Source organism: Streptomyces sp. SM11 (assembly GCF_002910905.1).
Classification (GTDB): domain Bacteria; phylum Actinomycetota; class Actinomycetes; order Streptomycetales; family Streptomycetaceae; genus Streptomyces.
In genome coordinates this window covers 35360-56949 of record NZ_NEUE01000193.1, presented here as the reverse complement: position 1 = coordinate 56949, position 21590 = coordinate 35360, and the positions used below count along the sequence as shown (strand labels likewise).

Annotated in this window: 19 protein-coding genes and 4 pseudogenes; 11 read left to right on the top strand and 12 right to left on the bottom strand. The window is 72.8% G+C overall.

The window, feature by feature from the left end:
* The first annotated feature begins 149 nt into the window (after positions 1–149).
* The gene (locus B9S58_RS17990) at positions 150–764 is read left to right on the top strand and encodes a hypothetical protein (protein WP_103533148.1); all 615 of its coding nucleotides are present in this window, start codon (positions 150–152) and stop codon (positions 762–764) included.
* A 24-nt stretch (positions 765–788) separates the two neighbouring features.
* On the opposite strand, the gene soxR is transcribed toward B9S58_RS17990, so the two are convergent.
* Positions 789–1265: a redox-sensitive transcriptional activator SoxR gene (soxR, locus tag B9S58_RS17985; RefSeq protein WP_103533147.1), complete on the bottom strand. Its 477-nt coding sequence runs from the start codon at positions 1263–1265 to the stop codon at positions 789–791.
* A gap of 113 nt (positions 1266–1378) precedes the next feature.
* On the opposite strand from soxR, the gene B9S58_RS17980 reads away from it, so the two are divergent.
* Positions 1379–1840: a MaoC family dehydratase gene (locus B9S58_RS17980; RefSeq protein WP_103533146.1), complete on the top strand. Its 462-nt coding sequence runs from the start codon at positions 1379–1381 to the stop codon at positions 1838–1840.
* Between the two features lie 29 nt (positions 1841–1869).
* On the opposite strand, the gene B9S58_RS17975 is transcribed toward B9S58_RS17980, so the two are convergent.
* From B9S58_RS17975 to B9S58_RS17965, 3 genes are all read right to left on the bottom strand, one after another.
* Complete coding sequence (locus B9S58_RS17975) at positions 1870–2502, bottom strand: TetR/AcrR family transcriptional regulator (RefSeq protein WP_103533145.1); 633 nt, start codon at positions 2500–2502, stop codon at positions 1870–1872.
* A gap of 116 nt (positions 2503–2618) precedes the next feature.
* Positions 2619–2909, bottom strand: coding sequence for a YiaA/YiaB family inner membrane protein (locus B9S58_RS17970; RefSeq protein ID WP_030583825.1), 291 nt, complete (start codon positions 2907–2909; stop codon positions 2619–2621).
* A 108-nt stretch (positions 2910–3017) separates the two neighbouring features.
* Positions 3018–4169: an acyl-CoA dehydrogenase family protein gene (locus B9S58_RS17965; protein ID WP_103533144.1), complete on the bottom strand. Its 1152-nt coding sequence runs from the start codon at positions 4167–4169 to the stop codon at positions 3018–3020.
* A gap of 92 nt (positions 4170–4261) precedes the next feature.
* On the opposite strand from B9S58_RS17965, the gene B9S58_RS17960 reads away from it, so the two are divergent.
* The 4 genes and pseudogenes from B9S58_RS17960 (at position 4262) to ppk2 (ending at position 7963) form a co-directional block, all read left to right on the top strand.
* Positions 4262–4951 (top strand): TetR/AcrR family transcriptional regulator, encoded by a 690-nt coding sequence (locus B9S58_RS17960; protein WP_103533143.1) that lies wholly within the window; start codon positions 4262–4264, stop codon positions 4949–4951.
* A 14-nt stretch (positions 4952–4965) separates the two neighbouring features.
* Positions 4966–5716, top strand: a pseudogene (locus B9S58_RS17955) (ArsR/SmtB family transcription factor).
* 236 nt (positions 5717–5952) lie between these two features.
* Positions 5953–6933 (top strand): DMT family transporter, encoded by a 981-nt coding sequence (locus B9S58_RS17950; RefSeq protein ID WP_103533142.1) that lies wholly within the window; start codon positions 5953–5955, stop codon positions 6931–6933.
* Complete coding sequence (gene ppk2 / locus B9S58_RS17945) at positions 6902–7963, top strand: polyphosphate kinase 2 (protein WP_103533141.1); 1062 nt, start codon at positions 6902–6904, stop codon at positions 7961–7963. The genes B9S58_RS17950 and ppk2 overlap by 32 nt, the downstream gene beginning before the upstream one ends.
* Before the next feature lie 55 nt (positions 7964–8018).
* Here ppk2 and B9S58_RS17940 read toward each other — a convergent pair whose 3' ends face one another.
* Both B9S58_RS17940 and B9S58_RS17935 read right to left on the bottom strand, forming a co-directional pair.
* Complete coding sequence (locus B9S58_RS17940) at positions 8019–9098, bottom strand: Zn-dependent alcohol dehydrogenase (RefSeq protein WP_103533140.1); 1080 nt, start codon at positions 9096–9098, stop codon at positions 8019–8021.
* A gap of 49 nt (positions 9099–9147) precedes the next feature.
* Positions 9148–10542 (bottom strand): aldehyde dehydrogenase family protein, encoded by a 1395-nt coding sequence (locus B9S58_RS17935; protein ID WP_103533139.1) that lies wholly within the window; start codon positions 10540–10542, stop codon positions 9148–9150.
* Positions 10543–10805: 263 nt separating this feature from the next.
* Between B9S58_RS17935 and B9S58_RS17930 the strand changes: the two are divergent.
* A pseudogene (locus B9S58_RS17930) lies at positions 10806–11305 on the top strand (DinB family protein).
* A 117-nt stretch (positions 11306–11422) separates the two neighbouring features.
* Here B9S58_RS17930 and B9S58_RS17925 read toward each other — a convergent pair.
* The 4 genes and pseudogenes from B9S58_RS17925 to B9S58_RS17910 form a co-directional block, all read right to left on the bottom strand.
* Positions 11423–11694 (bottom strand): annotated as a pseudogene (locus B9S58_RS17925) (hypothetical protein); the annotation flags it as partial.
* Positions 11694–11882: pseudogene (locus tag B9S58_RS17920) on the bottom strand (citrate:proton symporter); the annotation flags it as partial. The pseudogenes B9S58_RS17925 and B9S58_RS17920, both read right to left, overlap by 1 nt.
* Positions 11883–11923: 41 nt before the next feature.
* Positions 11924–14107 carry a molybdopterin-dependent oxidoreductase gene (locus B9S58_RS17915; RefSeq protein ID WP_103533138.1) on the bottom strand — a complete coding sequence of 728 codons (2184 nt, stop codon included), beginning with the start codon at positions 14105–14107 and terminating at the stop codon, positions 11924–11926.
* Between the two features lie 192 nt (positions 14108–14299).
* Positions 14300–14920 (bottom strand): TetR/AcrR family transcriptional regulator, encoded by a 621-nt coding sequence (locus tag B9S58_RS17910; RefSeq protein ID WP_103533180.1) that lies wholly within the window; start codon positions 14918–14920, stop codon positions 14300–14302.
* 206 nt (positions 14921–15126) lie between these two features.
* Here B9S58_RS17910 and hmgA point away from each other — a divergent pair, with 206 nt between their 5' ends.
* From hmgA to B9S58_RS17890, 4 genes are all read left to right on the top strand, one after another.
* Positions 15127–16446 carry a homogentisate 1,2-dioxygenase gene (gene hmgA, locus B9S58_RS17905; RefSeq protein WP_103533137.1) on the top strand — a complete coding sequence of 440 codons (1320 nt, stop codon included), beginning with the start codon at positions 15127–15129 and terminating at the stop codon, positions 16444–16446.
* Between the two features lie 35 nt (positions 16447–16481).
* Entirely contained in the window at positions 16482–17384 is a 903-nt protein-coding gene (locus B9S58_RS17900; RefSeq protein WP_103533136.1) for a GntR family transcriptional regulator, read from the top strand.
* Positions 17385–17455: 71 nt separating this feature from the next.
* A complete protein-coding gene (locus tag B9S58_RS17895) occupies positions 17456–18766 on the top strand; it encodes a type ISP restriction/modification enzyme (RefSeq protein ID WP_374935689.1) in 1311 nt (436 codons plus the stop codon).
* Positions 18767–18847: 81 nt separating this feature from the next.
* The gene (locus B9S58_RS17890; protein ID WP_103533135.1) at positions 18848–20044 is read left to right on the top strand and encodes a CaiB/BaiF CoA-transferase family protein; all 1197 of its coding nucleotides are present in this window, start codon (positions 18848–18850) and stop codon (positions 20042–20044) included.
* Positions 20045–20098: 54 nt separating this feature from the next.
* On the opposite strand, the gene B9S58_RS17885 is transcribed toward B9S58_RS17890, so the two are convergent.
* Both B9S58_RS17885 and B9S58_RS17880 read right to left on the bottom strand, forming a co-directional pair.
* Entirely contained in the window at positions 20099–20362 is a 264-nt protein-coding gene (locus B9S58_RS17885) for a hypothetical protein (RefSeq protein ID WP_003970092.1), read from the bottom strand.
* A 330-nt stretch (positions 20363–20692) separates the two neighbouring features.
* On the bottom strand, positions 20693–21496 hold the full coding sequence (locus B9S58_RS17880) for an SGNH/GDSL hydrolase family protein (RefSeq protein ID WP_103533134.1): 804 nt from the start codon (positions 21494–21496) through the stop codon (positions 20693–20695).
* Positions 21497–21590: the final 94 nt, after the last annotated feature.

Sequence of the window (21590 nt, the reverse complement as noted above, 5' to 3'; positions counted from 1 at the left end):
CGCGCGCCGTTCCGCTTCCGCCCGGGGCACCCCGTCCCACCTGGGGCGTCTCGGCCAATGGAAGGATCTCATCTTTCGATGGAGCCGAAACGGGCAGGCGTACGTCCATTCTTTGACGTCCAAGGACGAGCGACGGAGGTGGCGGTGTCATGGCCGGTTTCCGGAGTCTTGCGAGACAGGTACGCGATCCGCTGGGTGATCTGGCCCTGCGGCGGTATTCGCTGCGCAGGTGTTTGGAGAGATTCGCCCCGTACGGGCACCGGGCGACCTGGGACCATCTCTGCGCCCGGCACGGGATCGATCCCGAGGACCGGGCGCCCGATCCGGTGCGCCTGATGGGCGCGCTGGACGAGCTGGAGGAGGCGCGGGCCGTCTGGCTCGCGTACGAGGCGGGGTTCGCCGAGCGGCGGCGGCGCGAGAAGCACGCGGGGCTGCGGCGGCCCGGCGCGTTCGACGACTGGCACCGCCGCGCCCGGGGCGGTCACGGGGTGGCCCGCTGCTCCGACCCGGGCGTCCATCCGACCGCGCCGCTCGCCGAGGTCCTGTGCCGCCTGATCGCGGCGCTCGGCTCCGGCCGCGGCTCCGCCTGCCCGGTCTGCGCGGGCACCGGCATCGAGTGGCGGCAGGAGCGCGGCGAGGCGCCGTGGGCGGGCCCGGTGTGCACGGGCTGCGGGATCGCGGTGCCGCAGTCGGCCCTCACCGACCGCACGCTGGCCGGGGCCCGGCTGCAACGGCACCGGTCGCCGGCCGCGCAGGCGGCGTGAGGTTCCGGGGCCCCGTGCCGGGAGCTACGTACGCCCGGGCGGCTGCTCACGCTCGGGCATCAGACGGGAACCGGTGATCCGCTCGCCGTTGATGTCGTCCGGGTTGGACAGCACGCAGGTCTCCAGCGACAGACAGCCGCATCCGATGCAGTCGGTCAGATGGTCGCGCAGGCGGTGCAACTGCGTGATGCGCTCGTCCAGTTCCTTGCGCCAGACCTCGGAGAGGCGGGCCCAGTCCTCGCGGTTGGGCGTGCGCTCCTCGGGCAGTTCGCCCAGTGCGTCCCGGATCGTGGCCAGCGGGATGCCGACGCGCTGGGCCGCCCGGACGAAGGCGACCCGGCGCAGCGCGTCCCGCGAGTAACGGCGCTGGTTGCCGCTGGTGCGGGTGGAGCTGATCAGGCCCTTGGACTCGTAGAAGTGCAGGGCCGAGACGGCGGCGCCACTGCGCGCCGAGAGCTGGCCGACCGAGAGTTCGTGAAGTGTCTGTGGGATCTGTGGCACCCCTCAAACCTACTGCCATGTCGTTGACAGGAACGCGCCGCACAACGATGCTGAGCAAGCGCTTAGACATCGCGCCGGATGGTGCGTCGAGCCGGAAGGCAGGGACCGGGAACATGGCAGAGCCGAGGATCTTCACGTCCGCGCAGGAACTGCGGGACGGAGTGGGCGAGCAGCTGGGGCAGAGCGACTGGCTGGAGATCGAGCAGAAGAGGATCGACCTGTTCGCCGAGGCGACCGGCGACCACCAGTGGATCCACGTGGACCCGGAGCGGGCGAAGGACGGGCCGTTCGGCACCACCATCGCGCACGGCTATCTGACGCTCTCACTGCTGCCCGCGCTGATACCGCAGGTGATGCGGGTCGAGGGCATGAAGATGGGCATCAACTACGGGACCAACAAGGTCCGCTTCCCCTCGACCGTCCCGGCCGGCTCGCGGCTGCGGGCCACGGCGGTGCTCCGCGATGTCGAGGAGGTGGGCGGTGGCGTGCAGGTCACGGCGGTCGTCACGGTCGAGCGCGAGGGCAGCGAGAAGCCGGCCTGTGTCGCCGAGTCGGTGTCCCGCTACTACTTCTGAACCTGCCGACCGCCCCTGAACCCGCCGGGCTACTTCTGAACCTGCCGGGCTCCGACCATCCGCAGGACGAGGTCGGCGTACAGCTCGCCGACCTCGTCGGGCGTACGGCTGCCCCGGGCGTTGAACCAGCGGGCCACGTCGATGCAGAGGGACAGCACCGCGAGCGTGGTGCCGGGGACGTCGGGGACGTCGAACTCGCCGTCCCGCACCCCTTCGCTGATGATCCGGCGCACCACCGCGTCGCTCCTGCGCCGCAGGGCGACGATCTCGGTGCGGTGCTCGTCACCGAGGGCGTCGAGCTCGTACTGCACGACCCGGGCGGTGGTGTGCCGCTCCGCGTGCCAGCGGACGAAGGAGCGGACGGCCCCGGCGAGCCGTTCGGCGGCCGTGCCGTCCCGGTCCGCCTCGGAGTCGAGGACGTACAGCGCCCGCTCGTGGCCGAGCTTGCTGATCCGGTGGAGCAGCTCTTCCTTGGTCTTGTAGTGGATGTAGAGCGCGGCCGGGCTCATCCCGGCCCGGCCGGCGATGTCACGCGTGGTGGTCGCGTGGTACCCGCGCTCGGCGAAGGCGTCCACGGCGGCGACGAGGAGCCGCCTGGCCGCCTCGGGAGTGACCTCGCCCCACGGCGCGTCCTCGCCGCCCGTCTCCTCCGCCGTACACATCGCCCAGGGCCCCTCTCCGTCAGCAGGACGAACACCATACCCCGAACCTGAGCAAGCGCTTAGGGGTTGCCCTGTCGATCTCGCCCCGTGGGCCTCGCGCTGTGGGCCTCGCCGGGTCAGAGCTTCTGGAAGGGGTCGTGCTCGGCGAGGATCTTCTCCAGCCGGGCCTGGTCCACCCGGCTGACGATCTGCCCGGCCTCCTGGCGGTCCCGGATCACCTTGGCGAGCGTGAAGCAGGACGTGACGAGGTAGAGCACGCCGATGGCGAGGAAGCCGCGCACCCAGGCGTCGGCGTCGAGGAAGAAGATACCGAGGGCCACCGCGCCGATCGCCACCATGAAGGAGGCGACGGCCTGGCCGTAGAAGGCGGCGGTGCTCTGCTGCTTGACCGATGTCGTGTCACTCATGGATTCAGCATCCGTCGACGTGGCGCAGGCCACATCCGCGCCCGTACTCAGGCCCGTACTCAGACACCCGTACGAACCCGGCACCGGCCGGAAGCCCCCGGGCGCCGGTCAGAACGCGGAGACGCCCGTCAGCGCGCGGCCGATGATCAGCTTCTGGATCTGGCTGGTGCCCTCGTAGAGCGTCATCACGCGGGCGTCCCGCAGCAGCTTGCCGACCGGGTACTCGTCGATGTAGCCGTAGCCTCCGAAGACCTGGAGGGCGTTGTTGGCGCAGCGGACGGCGGCCTCGGAGGCATACAGCTTGGCCTTGGAGGCGGCGGTGGCGAACTCCTGGCCCCGGTCGATCAGATCGGCGACCCGCCAGGTGAGCAGCCGGGCGGCGTCCACGTCCACGGCGATGTCGCTGAGCAGTTCCTGGACGAGCTGGTGACGGGCGATGGGTCCGCCGAACTGTTCGCGCTCACCGGCGTAGCGCACGGCGGCGTCCAGTGCGGCCCGCGCGATGCCGACGCAGCCCGCCGCGACCGACATGCGCCCCTTGGCGAGGGCGGACATGGCGATGGAGAAGCCCTTGCCCTCGGGCCCGAGCAGGCCGGACGCCGGTATCCGGACGTCCTGGAGGACCAGTTCGGCGGTGGCCTGGCCGCGCAGGCCGAGCTTGCCGTGGATGGTGCGGCGGGTGAGGCCGGGGGTGTCGGTGGGGACGAGGAAGGCGGAGACGCCCCGGCGGCCGGGGGTGTCGTTCGTCCGCGCGAAGAGCAGGACGACATCGGCCCAGGTGCCGTTGGTGATGAACATCTTGGTGCCGTTGACGACGTAGTCACCGCCGTCGCGGACGGCCCTGGTGGCGAGGTTCCCGGCGTCCGAGCCGGTGCCGGGCTCGGTGAGGCCGAAGCAGCCGACCGCCTCGCCCGAGGTGAGCCGCGGCAGCCAGGTCCGCTTCTGCTCCTCGTCGCCCCAGGTCGCGATGGTCTTGGCGACCAGGCCGAGCGATACGGAGACGATGCCGCGCACCGAGGAGTCGCCGCGCCCCAGCTCCTCGGTGACCAGACAGTAGGAGAGGTGGTCGCCGCCGGAGCCGCCGTACTCCTCGGGGACGGTCAGACCGAGGAAGCCGAGGTCTCCGAGCTTCTTTACGATCGACTTGTCGACGTTCTCGGCGCGGTCCCACGCGACGACGTGGGGGGCGACCTCGCGGGTGACGAAGTCCTCGGCCAGTTTCCGGACGGCTTCCTGCTCCTCGCTGAGCGCCAGGTCCATCGCGCGTCACCCACTGCCTCTCGCGAGCGCCACTCGGGCGCACTTTAATTAGCACTGCTAGTTTCTGGTTGGCAGGCCCTACTATGAGCCGCATGGCCCGACCGCGCAAGCCCCTCCTCAGCAGAGACCGCATCGTCGAGGCGGCGAGCGCGCTCGTGGACTCCGAGGGACTCGACGCCGTCTCCACGCGCCGCCTGGCGGCCGTGCTGGGGGTCAGCGGGCCCTCGCTCTACAACCACTTCCGCAACAAGGAGGAGATCCTCGACGCCGTCGCCGACGCGGTCTCCGTACAGGTCGATCTGTCGATGTTCCAGGGGTCGGATCCGCGCGACTGGCGCGAGGCCCTGCACGACTGGGCGCTGTCCTACCGGGCCGCTCTCGCCGCGCACCCGCACATCGTCCCCGTGCTGGCCCGGGGGCCCGGCCGCCGGCCGGCGGGGCTGCGGGTCGCCGACGCGGTGTTCGGGGCGATGACCGGCGCGGGCTGGCCGCCCGCCCAGGCCACCCGGATCGGGGCGCTGATGCGCTACTTCATCACCGGTTCGGCGCTGGGGTCGTTCGCCGGGGGTTTCGTCGACGACGAGACCGCCTACGACCCCGCCGACTACCCGCACCTCGGCCAGGCCCACCTGCTGGCCGACCACCGCAGCCAGGTCGACGAAGGAGCCTTCGAGACCGGGCTGCGGGCGCTTCTGGACGGGCTGGCACTCCAGTACGAGCAGTACGCGCGACCGGCGGGCGACGACACGGTCACGGTTCGGCCGGCGCCGAACCCTCCCTGACGCACCCTGGACGCATGGACCGTTCCCCGCGCCCACGGCCGCGACCTCACGACGCGGCGGCCCCGCGACTCGCCGCACTGGCCGCCCTCCTCGCGGACGAGACCCGCGCGTCCTTCTGCCTGGCCCTGCTCGACGGGCGGGCCTGGACCGCCGGTGAGCTGGCCCGGTACGCCTCCGTCGCCCCGTCCACCGCAAGCGAGCACCTGGGCCGGCTGGTCGCGGGGCGGGCTGCTCGCCGAGGAGCGGCAGGGCCGGCACCGGTACGTCCGGCTGGCCGACGAGCGGGCCGCCCACCTGGTGGAGGAGCTGGCCTCCCACGCGGTGCCCGAAGTCCCGGAGCGGCCGCGCTCCCTGCGGGCGGCGAACCTCACCAGCGCACTGGCCCGGGGGCGTACCTGTTACGACCATCTCGCCGGCCGGCTCGGCATCCGGATCACCGACGCGATGAGCGCCCGGGGGCTGCTGCGGCAGGACACCGGGTTCGCGCTGACCGACGCGGGCCTGGAGTGGTTCGGCACACTCGGCATCTCCCTGGACCGGTCCGCGCGGCGGCCCTTGGTGCGGGGCTGCCTGGACTGGACGGAGCGGCGGCCGCATCTCGCGGGGGCTGCGGGGGCGGCGCTGTGCGCGCATGTGCTGGAGGCGGGCTGGTGCGAGCGGTTCGGGTCGGGGCGGGCGGTGCGGGTGACTCCGTCGGGGGTGCGGGCGCTGTCGGAGCTCCTGGGGATCGAGCCCGCGTCGATCGACGACCGCTCCGAGGGCTGACACCGGCGCCTGGGCCGGACGAGCACCTTTCGCGGCCCGGCCGGCGCTTGGGATGGGCTGCGCCCTGCTTCCCGGGCGCGGAGGGGCCGCCCCGCTCCACCACCAGGGTTCCGTCCTCAAACGCCGGACGGGCTGAAGGGCGACGGGCCGGGAGGGGGACGGGCCCGTCCGGCGTCGATTGACGGTCCTCGACAATTCGGTGGGAGCCGAAGCGTTCCGGCTCTACGGTCGCGGCCATGACGACGCCCCCGACACCGCTTCCGGTCTCCCCGCCGGCCCACCGCTGGCTTGCCCCCGCCGCCGCCTGCACCACCGTCGTGCTGTGGGCCTCCGCCTTCGTGTCCATCCGCAGTGCGGGCGAGGCCTACTCCCCCGGCGCACTGGCCCTCGGCCGGCTGCTGGCGGGCACTCTGGTGCTCGGGGCGATCCTGCTCGTTCGCCGGGAGGGACTCCCGGGGCGGGGTGCCTGGCCGGGGATCGTCGCCTCGGGGGTGCTCTGGTTCGGGCTGTACATGGTGGTTCTGAACTGGGGCGAGCAGGAGGTCGACGCGGGAACGGCCGCGATGCTCGTGAACATCGGGCCGATCCTGATCGCCCTGCTCGGCGCCCGGATGCTCGGCGAGGGGCTGCCGCGCCGGCTGCTGCTGGGAATGGGCGTCTCGTTCGCGGGCGCGGTCGTGGTCGGCCTCGCGATGTCCGGGCAGGGCGGCTCCTCGGTGCTGGGCGTCGCGCTGTGCCTGCTGGCCGCGGTGGCGTACGCGGCGGGCGTGGTGAGCCAGAAGCCGGCCCTCGCGCACGGCTCCTCGCTCCAGATCAACACCTTCGGCTGCCTGATCGGGGCCGTGGCCTGCCTGCCGTTCACCGGGGCGCTGGTCTCCGAGGCCGCCGACGCGCCGCTGTCCGCCACCCTGAACATGGTCTACCTGGGCGTCTTCCCGACCGCGCTGGCCTTCACCACCTGGGGCTACGCACTGGCCCGGACCACCGCGGGCCGGATGGGCGCGACCACGTACGCCGTCCCGGCGCTCGTCGTGGGCATGGCGTGGGTACTGCTGGACGAGGTACCGACCCCACTCGGCATCGTCGGCGGCGTGCTCTGCCTGGCCGGGGTGGCGGTCTCCCGGAGCCGTCAGCAGACTGGGCCCACACGCGGAAATCCGGCCCGTCCGGTGGAGGGACCCCGTCATGACGAGGAGCGACAAGCGGAACGGACGTAACGGGAAGGCCGGGGTCGAGGCGGGCCGGGACGCCCCCTCCGCCCCCGGGGCGAGCGAGCCCGAGGACCGTGCCGCCCCCGGGGCGAGCAAGCTGGCGGCCCGCTACGGCGGGCCGTATCTGGACGGGTTCGACGTGGTCGACGGCGGGGACGACGATCCGGTCCTCGTCACGCCGGAGGGCCACGCCCGCGACGCCTGGCGCGAGGACTACCCGTACGACCGCAAGCTGCCCCGCCGCGACTACGACAAGGCCAAGCGGGCGCTCCAGATCGAGCTGCTGAAGCTCCAGCACTGGGTGAAGGAGCGCGACGAGCGGCTGGTGATCCTCTTCGAGGGCCGGGACGCGGCGGGCAAGGGCGGCACGATCAAGCGGTTCACCGAGCATCTCAATCCACGTGGCGCGCGGGTGGTGGCGCTCGAGAAGCCGACCGAGCGTGAGCGCACCCAGTGGTACTTCCAGCGCTACACGGCGCATCTGCCGAGCGCCGGGGAGATCGTGCTGTTCGACCGCTCCTGGTACAACCGGGCCGGGGTCGAGCGGGTGATGGGATTCTGCACGACCCGTGAGTACCTGGAGTTCATGCACCAGACGCCGGGCTTCGAGCGGATGCTCGCCCGGGACGGCGTCCATCTGGTGAAGTTCTGGTTCTCCGTCTCCCGCAACGAGCAGCGCAACCGGTTCATGATCCGGCAGATCGACCCCGTACGGCGGTGGAAGCTGAGCCCGGTCGACCTGGCCTCGCTGGACAAGTGGGACGAGTACACGGAGGCGAAGGAACTGATGCTCTTCCACACCGACACGGCGGACGCGCCCTGGACGGTGGTGAAGAGCAACGACAAGAAGCGGGCCCGGCTGGAGGCGATGCGGCATGTGCTGGACCGCTTCGACTACCCGGGCAAGGACGTGGACGTGGTCGGGAAGCCGGACCCGTTGATCGTGGGCCCGGCCTCCCGGCTGTTCGAGGAGGGCGAGATGGACGCCCGGCTGCTGGGCCCGGTGACGTCGACGTCCCGGACCACCGACTTCTAGGGCCTGTCGCCGGACTGCTGTCCGCCAGGCGACGACAACAGTCCGACGACAGGCCCTAGAACACCACCAGCGCGCGGCCGCCCTTGCCCGCGACCATGTTGTCGAAGGCGGCGGGGATGCCGCCCAGGGTGATGCGCTCGGTGACCATCATCGACAGGTCGAAGCGGCCCGCGCGGATGTGGTCGGCGAGGGCGGGCAGATCGCGGGCCGGGTCGCTGTTGCCGTAGACGCAGCCCGTCAGGGACCGGCCCCAGTGGAAGATCTCCAGGGCGTTGAAGGTGACCTGCTGGTCCTTGCCGCCGATCCCGACGACCGTGGTGCGCCCGCCGCGCCGGGTGGACTCCCAGGCGGCCCGGATGGTCGCGGGGCGGCCGACGCACTCCACGGCGACGTCCGTGCCCTGGCCGCCGGAGAGCTTGCGGATCTCGCGCGGGGTGGTGTCGGAGGCGATGACGTAATCGGTCGCCCCGGCCTGCCGGGCCAGCTCCTCCTTGGCCGGGGAGACGTCGACCGCGATGATCCGGGACGCGCCGGCGATCCGGGCGGCCTGGAGCACGGCGAGGCCGACACCGCCGATCCCGAAGACCACGACGCTCTCGCCCTCGCGGACCTTGGCGCTGTGGTGGATGGCCCCGTAGCCGGTCAGGACCGCGCAGCCGAGGAGGGCGGCGTCGGTGAGCGGGATGCCGTCGGGGGCGGGGAGCACACAGTTGCCGGCGACGACCGTCTCCTCCGCGAAGGCCGCGACATTGAGGCCGGGGTGGAGGTCGGTGCCGTCCGCCGTACGGGCGTGCTGGTTGGCGGTCCCCTTCAGGGCGTCGGCGCAGAGCCAGACCTCGCCGATCCCGCAGTGGAAGCAGGCCCCGCAGGAGGGGGCCCAGTTGAGGACCACTCCGTCGCCCGGGGCCACATGTGTGACGCCCTCGCCGACCGCCAGGACCCTGCCGGCGCCCTCGTGTCCGAGGACGGCCGGCACCGGAACGCGCATGGTGCCGTTGGACAGGGACAGGTCGGAGTGACAGACCCCGGCGGCGGCGAGCACGATACGCACCTGGCCGGGGCCGGGCTCCGGCAGGACGATGTCGGTGATCTCCAACGGAGCTCCGACGGCGGGCAGTACGGCGGCGCGGACCACGAACAGACTCCTAGGGCTCTTCGAACGACTGGCTGGGCGGGCGACGGCTTCAGAACTGGAGGGACTTGGTCTGGAGGTACTCCGCCAGACCGTGCGGCCCCAGCTCGCGACCCACCCCCGACTGCTTGTAACCGCCGAACGGGGCCAGCGGGTTGAAGCGGCCGCCGTTGATGTCGACCTGCCCGGTGTCCATCCTGCGGGCGAAGGCCACCGCCTGCTCGTCGTCCGCGGCCCACACGGCTCCCGCGAGCCCGTACACGGTGTCGTTGGCGATCCGCAGGGCGTCGTCCACGTCCTCGTACCGCAGGATCGAGACCACCGGGCCGAAGATCTCCTCGCGGGCGATCGTCATGTCCGGGGTGACGTCGGCGAAGACCGTCGGGCTGACGTAGTAGCCGGTCTCCAGCGGCGCGTCCGGGCCTCCCGCGACCAGCCGGGCGCCCTCCTCGACGCCCTTGGCGATGTAACCGCGCACCCGGGCCTGCTGCTTGGCGTTGACGAGCGGACCGACCCGCCCCCCGGGTACGTACTTGGTGACGGCGTTCGCCGCGAGCTCCACGGCCTCGTCGTACCGCTCCGCGTCCACCAGCATCCGGGTCCACGCGCTGCACGTCTGGCCGGAGTTGGTCATCACGTTGGCGATGCCGACGTTGACCGCCTTGGCGAGGTCCGCGCCGGGCAGGATCACATTGGCGGACTTGCCGCCCAGCTCCAGGGCGACGCGCTTGACGGCGGCTCCGGCGGTGGCGCCGATCTGCTTGCCGACGGCGGTGGAACCGGTGAAGGAGACCAGGTCGACGTCCTCGTGGGCGGCGAGCGCCTGGCCCGCGACCGGTCCGAGGCCGGTGACGAGGTTGAAGACGCCCGGCGGCAGGCCGGCCGCCTCGGTGGCCTCCGCGAAGAGCTGGGCGGTGAGCGGGGTGTCCTCGGCGGGCTTGAGGACGACCGTGCAGCCCGCGGCGAGCGCGGGGGCGACCTTGGCGACGATCTGGTGGAGCGGGTAGTTCCAGGGGGTGATCGCGCCGACCACGCCGACCGGCTCCAGCAGCACGGTGGAGTTGCCGATCCGCTCCTCGAAGGCGTGGCGGGCGGCCAGTTCGGCGTACGAGGCGGCCACCAGCATGGGCACGCCCGCGTGGACCATCCGCGACAGCGGCAGCGGTGACCCCAGCTCGGCCGTGATCGTCTCGGCCAGCTCGTCCTCGCGGGCGGCCAGCGCTTCGGCCAGCGCGGTGAGCCGGGCGGCGCGCTCGGCGGGCGGGGTCGCGGCCCAGGCGGGGAAGGCGGCGCGCGCGGCCCGTACCGCCGCGTCGACGTCCTCGGCCGTCCCCGCCGGCACGTGGGCGATGACCTGCTCGTCGGCCGGGTTCACGACCGCGATCGTGTCCTGGCCGACGGCGGGCCGCCACGCACCGTCGATGTACATCTGGTCATGGGCCTTCATGGCTGTTTCCTCCCGGACGTGCTGTGCGGAGCGCCGAAGCCGTGCGGCGCGGGGCACACGTCGCACCCGCCCAAACTAGCGCCGTTAGTTTTCTGGCGCCAGGGAGCCGCCCGAGACGCCCGTCACGCCCGGAACGCACGCCCCGGCACGGACGTCCCCGCCCCGCGCGCTCTTGCCGGAACGGCATGATCCCTTGTCCTGACGGCTGCGGCCCGGCCAAGACTGGGACGAACACGTGAACCCCGGATTCCCAGGAGGCACCCATGACCGCCGCACCTCGCCCCCGACGCCGCCGGGACACCCCGCCGCCCCGGACCGGGGGCAGCGAGGCCGAGGTGCTGCGCGGCTTCCTCGACTATCTGCGCGACTCGGTCGCCGCGAAGGTCGAGGGGGTCCCGGAACCGGAGGTCCGCACCGCCGGGGTGCCCTCGGGCACGAATCTGCTCGGCCTGCTCAGCCATCTGACGTCCGTCGAGCGGTCCCTGTTCCTCGGGGAGCGGGTCGCCGACTGGCCGGCGACCTTCGGCGCCGCCCCCGAGGACGGCGTGGCCGAGGTCGTCGCCCGCTACCGGGAGGCGGTCACGGAGGCGAACGGCGTACTCGACACGTGCGCCGACCTCGGCGCGCCGGTGCCCCGCCCGCGCCCGGGGGCCCCGCCCCCAGCGCCCGTTGGGCCCTCACACACATGATCGAGGAGACCGGCCGCCACGCCGGCCACGCGGACATCCTCCGCGAGCTGATCGACGGCTCGACGGGGCGCTGAACCGGGCGGGCCCGTCAGCGCCGGGGAACATCGTCGGACCCCGGCTGCTGCACGGGGGCGGCTCCGGTGTCCGGCGGTACGGGGGCGTGCTCCGTACGGCCCTCTCCACGCAGTCCGGGGCCCGCCGCGCCGACCAGACCCACGCCGAGCAGCGCGAACGGCGACGAACAGCGGGAGCGGGGCGTGGATCCCGGCGATGACGCCGACGGCCGCCTCTTCTCCACGCTCTCAACTCCGTTCGAGCGGGGGAGACCGCACTCCCCCGGCACGAGAGCCCGGTAGGAGACGGCGGGCCGCGCCATCGGCACCGCCCCCTGCGCGAACGCGAAGGCGATGACGAGGCGCAGCAGCCGGCCCCTGCCGGGCCCGGTCCGTGGTTCGGGTGTCATCACATGATGCCGAAGAGGATGCCCGCCCCGAGCACCACGAGGGAGGTGAGCACGGCCCACTCCACGGTGAAGCGGGTGTGGTCGCCGAACTCGACCTTCGCCATGCCGACGAGGACGTACACGGCGGGCACGAGCGGCGAGGACATGTGCAGGGCCTGGCCGGCCAGGGAGGCGCGCGCGATCTCCAGCGCGAGCAGTACGAGCAAAATCCCAGGTCAGCACGGTGATGCTACGGAGCGGGGGTCACGGAGACCGGAATGGCGTTCAGTACGGCGGTGCCGGACAGCGGATCCAGGAGCGTGCCGTCGAGCAGTTGGTTGACGTTCGCTCCCGGTTGAGCGGCGGCGACCGCCATACGGGTTCCGGGGCGGCTGTGACCCCAGCCGTGCGGCAGGCTCACCACCCCGCTGCGCACGGTGTCGGTGATCTCGGTGGGAGCCTCGATCCCGCCGCCCGACGACTCGATCCGGGCCGTGGCCCCGTCCACGAGCCCGAGGCGGGCCGCGTCGTCGGGGTGGATCTGGAGCGTGCAGACGTTGGACCCGCCGGTGAGCGAGCCGACGTTGTGCATCCAGCTGTTGTTGGAGCGCAGATGGCGGCGGCCGACGAGGACGAGCGGGGCGGGCCGGTCGCCCAGCGCCCGGCGCAGGCGCGGCAGATCGGCGGCGATCGGCTCCGGGAGCAGTTCGATGCGGCCGGAGCGGGTGCGCAGGACCTCCGGGACGCGGGGTTTCAGCGGGCCGAGGTCGATGCCGTGCGGGTGGGCGAGGAGCTGTTCCAGCGACAGCCCGTACGGGCCGAGGCGCAGCATGAGGTCGAGGCGGCGTTCGGGACCGCTATCGCCGGTGAGCTCGGTGGCCTGCTCCTTCGGGGCCCCGGCCCGGGTGAGGGCGGTGCCGATGGCCAGGTCGTCGACGGCGGAGGGCGGCGCGCCGTACATGCCGCTCACCGCGAGGACGAGACGGGCGTGGATCTCGCTCTCGTCCATTCGCCCGTCCTCCAGGGGCACGGCGGCGCGGGTGTAGCGGACCTGGTTGTGCACGGCGAAGCTGTTGAACGCGAAGTCGAAGTGGGCGCTCTGCGAGGGCGGCGGCGGAGGCAGGACGACGTCGGCGTGCCGGGAGGTCTCGTTCAGGTAGGGGTCGACGCTGACCATGAAGTCGAGCCCGTCGGCGAGGGCCGCGTCGAGGCGGTCGCCGTCGGGCGCGGAGAGTACGGGGTTGGCCGCGACGACCACCAGGGCGCGGATACGGCCCTCTCCCGGGGTGTCGATCTCCTCGGCGAGGGCGGCGATGGGCAGTTCACCCTTGGCCTCGGGGTGCCCGGAGACCCGGCTCGACCAGCGGCCGAGCGCGAACCCCTTGCCCGGGGCGGCGGGCCGTGGGGCGCGCGCGGTGGCGGAGAGCGGGAACAGGGCGCCGCCGGGCCGGTCGAGGTTGCCGGTGAGGATGTTGAGGACGTCCACCAGCCAGCTGGCCAGGGTGCCGTGCTCGACGGTGCAGCTGCCGATGCGCCCGTAGACGGCGGCGGTGGGGGCGGCGGCTAGTTCGCGGGCGATGGCGGTGATGGTGGCCGCGTCCACGTCGCAGGCGGCGGCGACGGCGTCCGGGGGGAAGTCCGCCAGGGCGGTGGCGAGTTCGTCGATGCCCTCCAGGTGCTCGGCGAGCGGACCGGGGTCGGCGAGCTTTTCCGTCAGCAGGGTCCGCGCGAGCGCGGCCAGCAGCAGGGCGTCCGCGCCGGGCCGGATCGCGACGTGCCGGTCGGCGAGACGGGCGGTGCGGGTGCGGCGCGGGTCGATGACGGTGAGGGTGCCGCCGCGCTTGCGCAGGGCCTTGAGCCGGCCGGGGAAGTCGGGGGCGGTGCAGAGGCTGCCGTTGGACTCCAGCGGGTTGGCGCCGATCAGGAGAAGGTGGTCGGTGCGGTCGAGATCCGGTACGGGGATGGCGTGCGCGTCACCGAAGAGCAGGCCACTGGAGACGTGCTTGGGCATCTGGTCCAGGGTGCTCGTGGTGAAGACGTTACGGGTGCGCAGGGCGGCGAGCAGCAGGGGCGGGTAGAGGGAGCCGGCCATCGTGTGCACGTTGGGGTTGCCGAGGACCACGCCGACGGCCCCGGGCCCGTGGGCCTTCGTCAGGGCCGGTATCCGTGCGGCGATCAGGTCGAACGCCTCGCTCCAGGCAGCCTCGCGCAGCTCCCCGTCGTCGCCGCGTACGAGGGGGAAGCGCAGCCGGTCGGGGTCGGCGTCGAGCCCCCCGAAGGATGCGCCCTTGGGGCAGATGAAGCCCCGGCTGAAGATGTCGTCGCGGTCGCCGCGCGCGCCGGTGACGACGGTCCCCTCGATGGTGAGGGTGAGGCCGCAGGTGGCCTCGCAGAGGGGGCAGATACGTGGTGCGGTGCGGGAGTCGTGGGACATGGGCCCTCCCCGGGCGGCTGCGGCGACGGCGCGCGGACATGAGCCGGGCGGGCGTGGAGCCCCGGCCCGGCCGAGCATACCGACCGGTACGCATGGTGGGGAGGTGTTGCGCGGAGGGGAAAGTGGAGGAGCAGACGGACGAGCCCCCGACCTGGGGGCATCGCTCAGGGGCCATCGCTCAGGGGACATCGCTCAGTCAAGTGTCTGGGCGAGGTAGGACCTGACCAGGGTCCGGGTCTCGGCGACGATGGCCGCGTCCCCCGACGGTTCCGTACGGAAGGCGAGCTGGAGCAGCGCGTCCGCGGCCTCGACGCTCACCAGGATCGCCCGGGACAGCACCTCGTCGGGCCGGCGGCCGAGGTGGCCGGCGAGCAGGACGGCGAGCCGGTCCGCCAGCCGCCGGTTGGCGTCGTCCGCCGCACCCCCGACGGGAACCGGCGGCCCGAAGTCGACGAGGGCGAAGCCGGGGACGCTCCGCTTCATCGCCAGGTACTCGTCGAGCACCGCGTCGATGGCGGCACGCCAGTCGGTGGCGGGGAGGTCCGCGAGCCGGGCGGCGATGCGCTCGGCGTAGACGTCCAGGTTGCGCAGCGCGAGGGCGTCGACGAGCGCGCGCTTGTTGGAGAAGAACCGGTAGACGGAGCCGATGGGCACCTCGGCACGCTCGGCGACGGCCCGGGTGGTGAGCTGCTCGTAGCCGGTCTCGTCGAGGAGCCCGGCGCAGGAGTCGAGTATCCGGGCCAGGCGGTCGGCGCTGCGCTGCTGCACGGGGGCGCGGCGGAGATTCGGGTTGACATGGGGCACGGGCCCCATGATGCCGTGCCCCCTTCGCCCCGCGAACGGCAGCCGCACCCGGCCCGGGGAGTCCCCCTGTCCACACCCGGGACGAGGAGCGCGGCACATGCCACGAATGGCGCGATGCAAGCCGTTGACGTGCCCCGCTCCTATTCATACGGTAGTGCATAGGATTCACTGTCCGGCGAATCCGAAAGCTTTCTTGGGCACACCGGGAGTGCGGGATGAGCGCGATCGACCAGGCGAGGAAGACGGCCGAGGGGCTGACGTATTCCTCCGGCTTCGGCAACGAGCACAGCTCGGAGGCGGTTCCCGGGGCGCTGCCGCACGGCCGCAACTCCCCCCAGCGCGCCCCGCTCGGGCTGTACGCGGAGCAGCTGAGCGGCTCCGCGTTCACCGAGCCGCGCGCCGACAACCGCCGTTCCTGGCTCTACCGGATCCGCCCCTCGGCCGCCCACCCGGCGTTCACCCGGACCGACAACGGGGGCCTGCGCTCGGCGCCCTTCACCGAGACCGTGCCGGACCCGAACCGGCTGCGCTGGAACCCGCTGCCCGACCCCGCGCCGGGCACGGACTTCCTGAGCGGCCTGTGGACGCTCGGCGGCAACGGCGACGCCGCGCAGCGCGCCGGTATGGCGATCCACCTGTACAGCGCCGACTCCTCGATGACGGACCGGGTGTTCAGCGACTCCGACGGCGAGCTGCTGATCGTCCCCGAGCGCGGTGGCCTGCTGCTGCGCACCGAGCTGGGCCTGCTGCGCGCCGAGCCGGGCCACGTCGCGCTGATCCCGCGCGGGGTCCGCTTCCGGGTGGAGCTGCTGGAGGAGACCGCGCGCGGCTACGTCTGCGAGAACTACGGCCGCCCGTTCGCGCTGCCCGACCTCGGCCCGATCGGCGCCAACGGCCTGGCGAACGCCCGGGACTTCCTCGCCCCCGTCGCCGCGTACGAGGACCACGAGGGCCCGGTGGAGGTGGTCAACAAGTTCTGCGGGAACCTCTGGTCGGCGACGTACGACCACTCGCCGCTCGATGTGGTGGCCTGGCACGGCAACCACACCCCGTACGTCTACGACCTGCGCCGGTTCAACGTGATCGGCACGATCAGCTACGACCACCCCGATCCGTCGATCTTCACGGTGCTGACCTCGCCGTCCGACACCCCGGGGCTGGCCGGGGTGGACTTCGTCGTGTTCGCCCCGCGCTGGCTGGTCGGCGAGGACACCTTCCGTCCGCCGTACTTCCACCGCAATGTGATGAGCGAGTACATGGGGCTGATCGACGGGGCGTACGACGCGAAGGCGGACGGCTTCGTCCCCGGCGGCGGTTCCCTGCACAACATGATGTCGGCGCACGGACCGGACCGGGAGACCTTCGACCGGGCGAGCGCGGCGGAGCTGAAGCCGCAGAAGATCGACGACGGTCTGGCCTTCATGTTCGAGACCCGCTGGCCGGTCACGGCGACCGCGCAGGCGGCTGCCGCCGACCACCTGCAGCGCGGCTACGACGACGTGTGGCAGGGTCTGAGCCGCAACTTCCGGCCGTAGACGGCGGAAGGCCGGCGGGACGGGACGGGGACGACGTGACAGAGAGCCACGGACAAGCCGGGGCGGACGCCCGGGGAACCGACGGGGACACCAAGGCCGGGGCGGACGGGAACGCCACGGCCGGGGCGAGCGACGGGGACGTCACGGCCGGAGCCGGCCCGGCCGCCCAGGCGGACCCGGTACCGCACCCGCCGGCCTTCGCCCCCGACTCCCTCGTCCTGAACCGGAAGCTGCCGCTCTGGTACCAGGTCTCCCAGTCCCTGCGGGCCTCCATACTGGGCCGCCCGCAGGACGCCTCCGCCCGGCTGCCCACGGAGGAGCAGCTCGCCGCGCACTACGGGGTCAGCGTGCTCACGATGCGCCAGGCGCTCAAGGAGCTGGAGACGGAGGGGCTGATCAGCCGGCACCGGCGGCGCGGCACGTTCATCGAGCCGCGCGCCCGGCGGGTCTCCCCGGTCCGGCTGCTGGGCTCGGTCGACGCGATCGTGGCCCAGCAGTCCGGGGAGGCGACGACCGTTCTCGGCCATGGCCCGACGGCGGTGCCCGGTGATCTCGCCGAGTTCTTCCCCGACTGCGCCGAGGTGACCTGCTACCGGCGGCTGCGCCGCGACGGCGAGAGCGACGAGCCCACCAACTGGGCGGAGAACGCGGTACGCCCCGACATCGCCGCCCGGATCGACGTGACCGACCTGGAAAGCTGGCCGATGACCAAGGTCCTGCGCGACGTCGTCGGGGTGAGGATCTCCCGGATCACCGACACGGTGGAGGCCCGGCTCGCCGACCCCGTCACCGCCGAGCTGCTCCAGGTCCCGCTGCTCAGCCCGATCCTGCACTACACGGGCGTGACGTACGACGAGGAGGGGCGCGTCGTGGACGTGGCCCGGATCCGTTACCGGGGCGACCGGTTCTCCTTCTCCGTGACGGTGGAGGCCACCTGACCCCGCCCCACGGGAATGCCGCCCGCCGCTACGATGCGAACGGGTCACGGCTGACAGGGGAGGACGGGCAGGTGACAGCGCACGGGACAGCTGCGGCCGGCGGCGACGGGATCGCCCGGTCGTCGCCTCCGGGGACACCACCGCCGCCGGACGGGCTCCTGTCGCTGGACGAGCTGATGCCCTGGTCCGTGCGGCCGCTCCGAACCGGCCGCACCTGGGTGAGCGGCCCCGACCCCGTGGTGCTCCGGGCCCGCTGGGAACGGCTGGCCGCCGCCGAGGCCGCCGAGCAGGAGCGGCTGTTCGCGCCCACCCGTTCCCGTACGCCGCACACCTCGGTCGCGGCCCTGCCCGGCCGGTCCGCCGGAACGGGCCGTTTCGCCCGGACACCGGGCCCCTGCCCCGACCCCGTACGGATCCTGCACGGCCCCTACGACGAACAGTGGCTGCTCCCCGACCACCGGCTGATCGACGCGGCCCGTCCGGAGCTGTGGCGGGTCGCCGACGGTCAGCAGCTCTTCGCGGTCGACCACAGCTCCGCCCCCGAGGATGCCGGGCCCGCCCTGTCGGTGACCGCGCTACTGCCCGACGGGCACTCCCCCGCCGGGCGGCCCGGCCGGATCAGGCCGCTCTACCGCAGGCCCGGCGGCACGGAACCCAATCTTGCGCCGGGGCTCGCGGACCTGCTGCGCGGGCGGCTCGGCGGCGGGCCGGACCCGGACGCGTTCACCCCGGAAGCGGTGCTGGCATGGACCCTGGCCGCCGCCCTGCCCTCCCCCACCGGCCTCCGGGTCCCGTTGCCGGCCGACGCCGAGGTGTGGTCGTCGGGGGTGGCGCTCGGCCGGGAGCTGATGCGGCTCCAGTCGCGCGGGGCCCGGGGCGGGGAACGCCCGCGGCTGCCGGGCGGACGCAGGCCCTATGTGCGGGCCACGCTCCCGGCCCGTCCCACGGAGCTGAGGTACGAGGCCGGGGACGAGACGCTGGTCGTCGGCGACGGCCGGATCTCGCCGGTGCCCGCGGCGGCCTGGGAGTTCACGGTGGGCGGGGTGCGGGTGCTGGAGCTCTGGTTCGGGCGCCGGGCCGCGGCCTCGGCCGGCCGGGGGCCGGACGGGGCCGCCCCAGACGGTCTCGACGCGGTCGGTGCGCGCGGCTGGCCCCGGGAGTGGACCTCGGAGCTGCTCGAACTCATCACCGTACTGGCCCTGCTGGACGACACGGCGGGGCCCCGCGAGCAGTTGCGGGACCGGCTGGGGGCGGGTCCACTGATCGGGCCTGCCGAGCTGCGGGCGGCGGGGGTGCTGCCGGTCCCGTCCTCGGCACGGCGTCCCGCATCGGTGCTCGGACACCAGGAGGAGGGCCCGGAGGGGCAGTTCGCGCTGCTGTAGCGGCGAACCGAGGGGCTGGAAGAGGGGCCGGAAGAGGGACTGGAGGTGGCGGAAGATCCGGTCACCGGGTAAGCACGGGCCATGAACACATCACCACTCCCCCTCGACGGCATCACCGTGGTGGCCGTCGAACAGGCGGTCGCCGCCCCCTTCGCCACCCGGCAGCTCGCCGACCTCGGAGCCAGGGTCATCAAGGTGGAGCGCCCGGACGGCGGCGACTTCGCGCGCGGTTACGACACGGCGGCGCGCGGCCTCGCCTCGCACTTCGTCTGGTGCAACCGCGGCAAGGAGTCCCTCGCCGTCGATCTGAAGGACCCGCGCGGACTGGCGGTGGTCCGTGAACTCGTCGCCGGGGCCGATGTGTTCGTACAGAATCTGGCCCAGGGGGCGGCGGCCCGGCTCGGGCTCGACGCCGCCACGCTCTGCGCGGCGCACCCGCGGCTGGTGGCGGTCGACATCTCCGGCTACGGGGCGGACGGGCCGTACGCGCACAAGCGGGCCTACGACATGCTCGTGCAGTGCGAGGCCGGCCTGGTGTCGGTGACGGGGACGGCGGAGCAGCCGGTGAAGGCGGGCATTCCCGCGGCGGACATCGCGGCGGCGATGTACGCGTTCTCCGGGGTGCTCGCGGCGCTGCTGCGGCGGGCCACCACCGGGCGGGGCGGCCCGGTGGAGGTCTCGATGCTGGACGCGCTGGCCGAGTGGATGGGGCACCCGCTGCACCAGGGGATGCACGGCTCCGTGCCCCCGGCGCGTACCGGTCTCGCGCACTCGGTGATCGCCCCATACGACGCCTTTCCCACGGCCGACGGCGAGCGGGTGCTGCTCTCCGTGCAGAACGACCGGGAGTGGCGGCGGCTGGCGGAACAGGTGCTCGGGCAACCCGAGTTGGCCGACGAACCGGACTTCGCGACGAACGCGGCGCGCACCGCGAACCGGGAGCGGACCGATGCGGTGGTGGGCCAGGCACTGGCGGGCCTGACGGGGCGGGAGGCGCTGGCCGGGCTGGAGGCGGCGGGCATCGCCTGCGCCCGGCTGAACACGGTGGCCGATGTGGCGGCGCACCCGCAGCTTGCGGCCCGGGACCGGTGGCGGGAAGTGGCGTCACCGGTGGGACCGTTGCGGGCGCTGCTGCCGCCGATCACGCTGCCGGGGAGCGGGGAGGCGGTGATGGGTGCCGTACCGGCGCTGGGTGAGCACACCGATGCACTGCTGCGAGCCCTGGGGATGACGGACGAGCAGGCATCGGTGCTGCGCCGGGACGGAGTGATCGTCTGAGGAGCCGTCCCGAGTGCGGCGGGCCGGTCCGGACGGGCGACGCCGTGCCGTGGGTCAGCGGCGGCTGCCGAAGAGCGAGCGCCGCAGTCGCCGCAGCGGCGCGAAGAGCGACACGCGTGCGCTCCTGCTCCGGCGGGTGTGCGCGGCATCACGCGAGGTCAGCTCACGCATCAGCAGCGTCGCTTCCGCCGACTCGCGCTGCGGGACGACAGGGCCGCCGAGCACCGCGAGATGGCGGTCGAGGCGCGTACTGGTCGCACCGCTCCCGCATGTGATGGCAGGCACCCGCGGCCTGCTTCGCACCGTTATCTGTTCCATGTCACTCCCCACCCGTACGAGGGCACCCGGTCCGGGCAGGTTAACCCTATCGTCCTGCGGTGACACCCGTGTATCCCGGCCACGGGATTGCGCACACATATACGGAGGTTGACGGCCCGTTACCGAATCTGCGCGATTCCAGGGCGACTTGGGACAGTTCAACTGGTTTGCCCCTTGAGTCACCCGCCGCTCGGCCGTGGAGCGGGATACCTCGGAGCGCCAGGGCCTCTCGTTCGGATCATGTCGGGCTCGCGGGGTCCGACCTGATCCAAACGAAAGACCCCAGGTCTCCCGCATGGGGGACGGCGGGCGGCGGAACGCTTTCCCGGGTCAGAGAGCGGAGTTGAGGACCGGGAGATAGCCGCCCGACTGTCCGGCGGCGGTGGGGTGGTAGGACTCACCGATGTTGAGCCAGTTCACGCTGTGCAACCAGGAGTTGCCCGAGCAGATCTCGTGCCCTGCGAAGGTCGTCCTGACGTCGCCGAAGGTGAAGCCGTGGTCCGCCGCCCGCTTGGCGGTGGCAGTGTTGAGGTGGTCGGACGCCCCGTTGATGGCGGAGCGCTCCTTCTCGCTCAGGCCGGCGAAGCAGCCGCCGCCGAGCTGGTAGAAGCGGGGATAGCCGAGGACGACGACCTGCGCGGCGGGGGCATTGGAGCGGATGGCGGTGTACACGGAGTCGAGCCGGCCGGGCAGGGTGGAGTCGACGTAGGCGCGGGCGGTGGCGATCCGGCTGAGGCAGGTGGCCTCGGACTGGAGCACACAGGTCGTCATGACGTCGGCGAAGCCTGCGTCGTTGCCACCGATGGAGATCGTGACGAGGTCGGTCGAGGAGTTGAGCCGGCCGAGCTGGCCGCCCGTCACGTCTCCGGTCCTGGCCCCGGAGCAGGCGGCGAAGTCGAAGGTGGAGGGGGAGTTGGCGGCCGCCCAGAGGGCGGGGTAGGCGCGGCTGCTGCGCTTGCAGCTGGAGCCGTCGTAACTGCCGGCTCCGACGCCGGAGGAGTACGAGTCACCGAGAGCGACGTAGTCGACGGCCGCGGCGGACGAGCCGGCGTTCGCGACCCCGGCACCGGTGAGGGCGAGGACGGCGCCGAGCAGGAGAGAGGACGAGAACGCCACGAGTCTGGACATTTTCATGAGGCCTCCTTGAGCAGGGGGTATCTGCCTACTCCGTAGTAGCAGTCCAGCCACCACACCGGAAGTGTCCATGCCAAAAAATAGGGGCGGTGTG

Bases quoted from the DNA above. Each gene is read 5' to 3' on its own strand.
- B9S58_RS17915 (WP_103533138.1), bottom strand. From the start codon at position 14,107: ATGTCCCACGACTCCCGCACCGCACCACGTATCTGCCCCCTCTGCGAG.
- B9S58_RS17885 (WP_003970092.1), bottom strand. From the start codon at position 20,362: ATGGAACAGATAACGGTGCGAAGCAGGCCGCGGGTGCCTGCCATCACA.
- B9S58_RS17890 (WP_103533135.1), top strand. From the start codon at position 18,848: ATGAACACATCACCACTCCCCCTCGACGGCATCACCGTGGTGGCCGTC.
- B9S58_RS17970 (WP_030583825.1), bottom strand. From the start codon at position 2,909: ATGAGTGACACGACATCGGTCAAGCAGCAGAGCACCGCCGCCTTCTAC.
- B9S58_RS17990 (WP_103533148.1), top strand. From the start codon at position 150: ATGGCCGGTTTCCGGAGTCTTGCGAGACAGGTACGCGATCCGCTGGGT.
- B9S58_RS17965 (WP_103533144.1), bottom strand. From the start codon at position 4,169: ATGGACCTGGCGCTCAGCGAGGAGCAGGAAGCCGTCCGGAAACTGGCC.
- B9S58_RS17950 (WP_103533142.1), top strand. From the start codon at position 5,953: ATGACGACGCCCCCGACACCGCTTCCGGTCTCCCCGCCGGCCCACCGC.
- B9S58_RS17910 (WP_103533180.1), bottom strand. From the start codon at position 14,920: ATGGGGCCCGTGCCCCATGTCAACCCGAATCTCCGCCGCGCCCCCGTG.
- B9S58_RS17980 (WP_103533146.1), top strand. From the start codon at position 1,379: ATGGCAGAGCCGAGGATCTTCACGTCCGCGCAGGAACTGCGGGACGGA.
- ppk2 (WP_103533141.1), top strand. From the start codon at position 6,902: ATGACGAGGAGCGACAAGCGGAACGGACGTAACGGGAAGGCCGGGGTC.
- hmgA (WP_103533137.1), top strand. From the start codon at position 15,127: ATGAGCGCGATCGACCAGGCGAGGAAGACGGCCGAGGGGCTGACGTAT.
- B9S58_RS17880 (WP_103533134.1), bottom strand. From the start codon at position 21,496: ATGAAAATGTCCAGACTCGTGGCGTTCTCGTCCTCTCTCCTGCTCGGC.
- B9S58_RS17975 (WP_103533145.1), bottom strand. From the start codon at position 2,502: ATGTGTACGGCGGAGGAGACGGGCGGCGAGGACGCGCCGTGGGGCGAG.
- B9S58_RS17960 (WP_103533143.1), top strand. From the start codon at position 4,262: ATGGCCCGACCGCGCAAGCCCCTCCTCAGCAGAGACCGCATCGTCGAG.
- B9S58_RS17935 (WP_103533139.1), bottom strand. From the start codon at position 10,542: ATGAAGGCCCATGACCAGATGTACATCGACGGTGCGTGGCGGCCCGCC.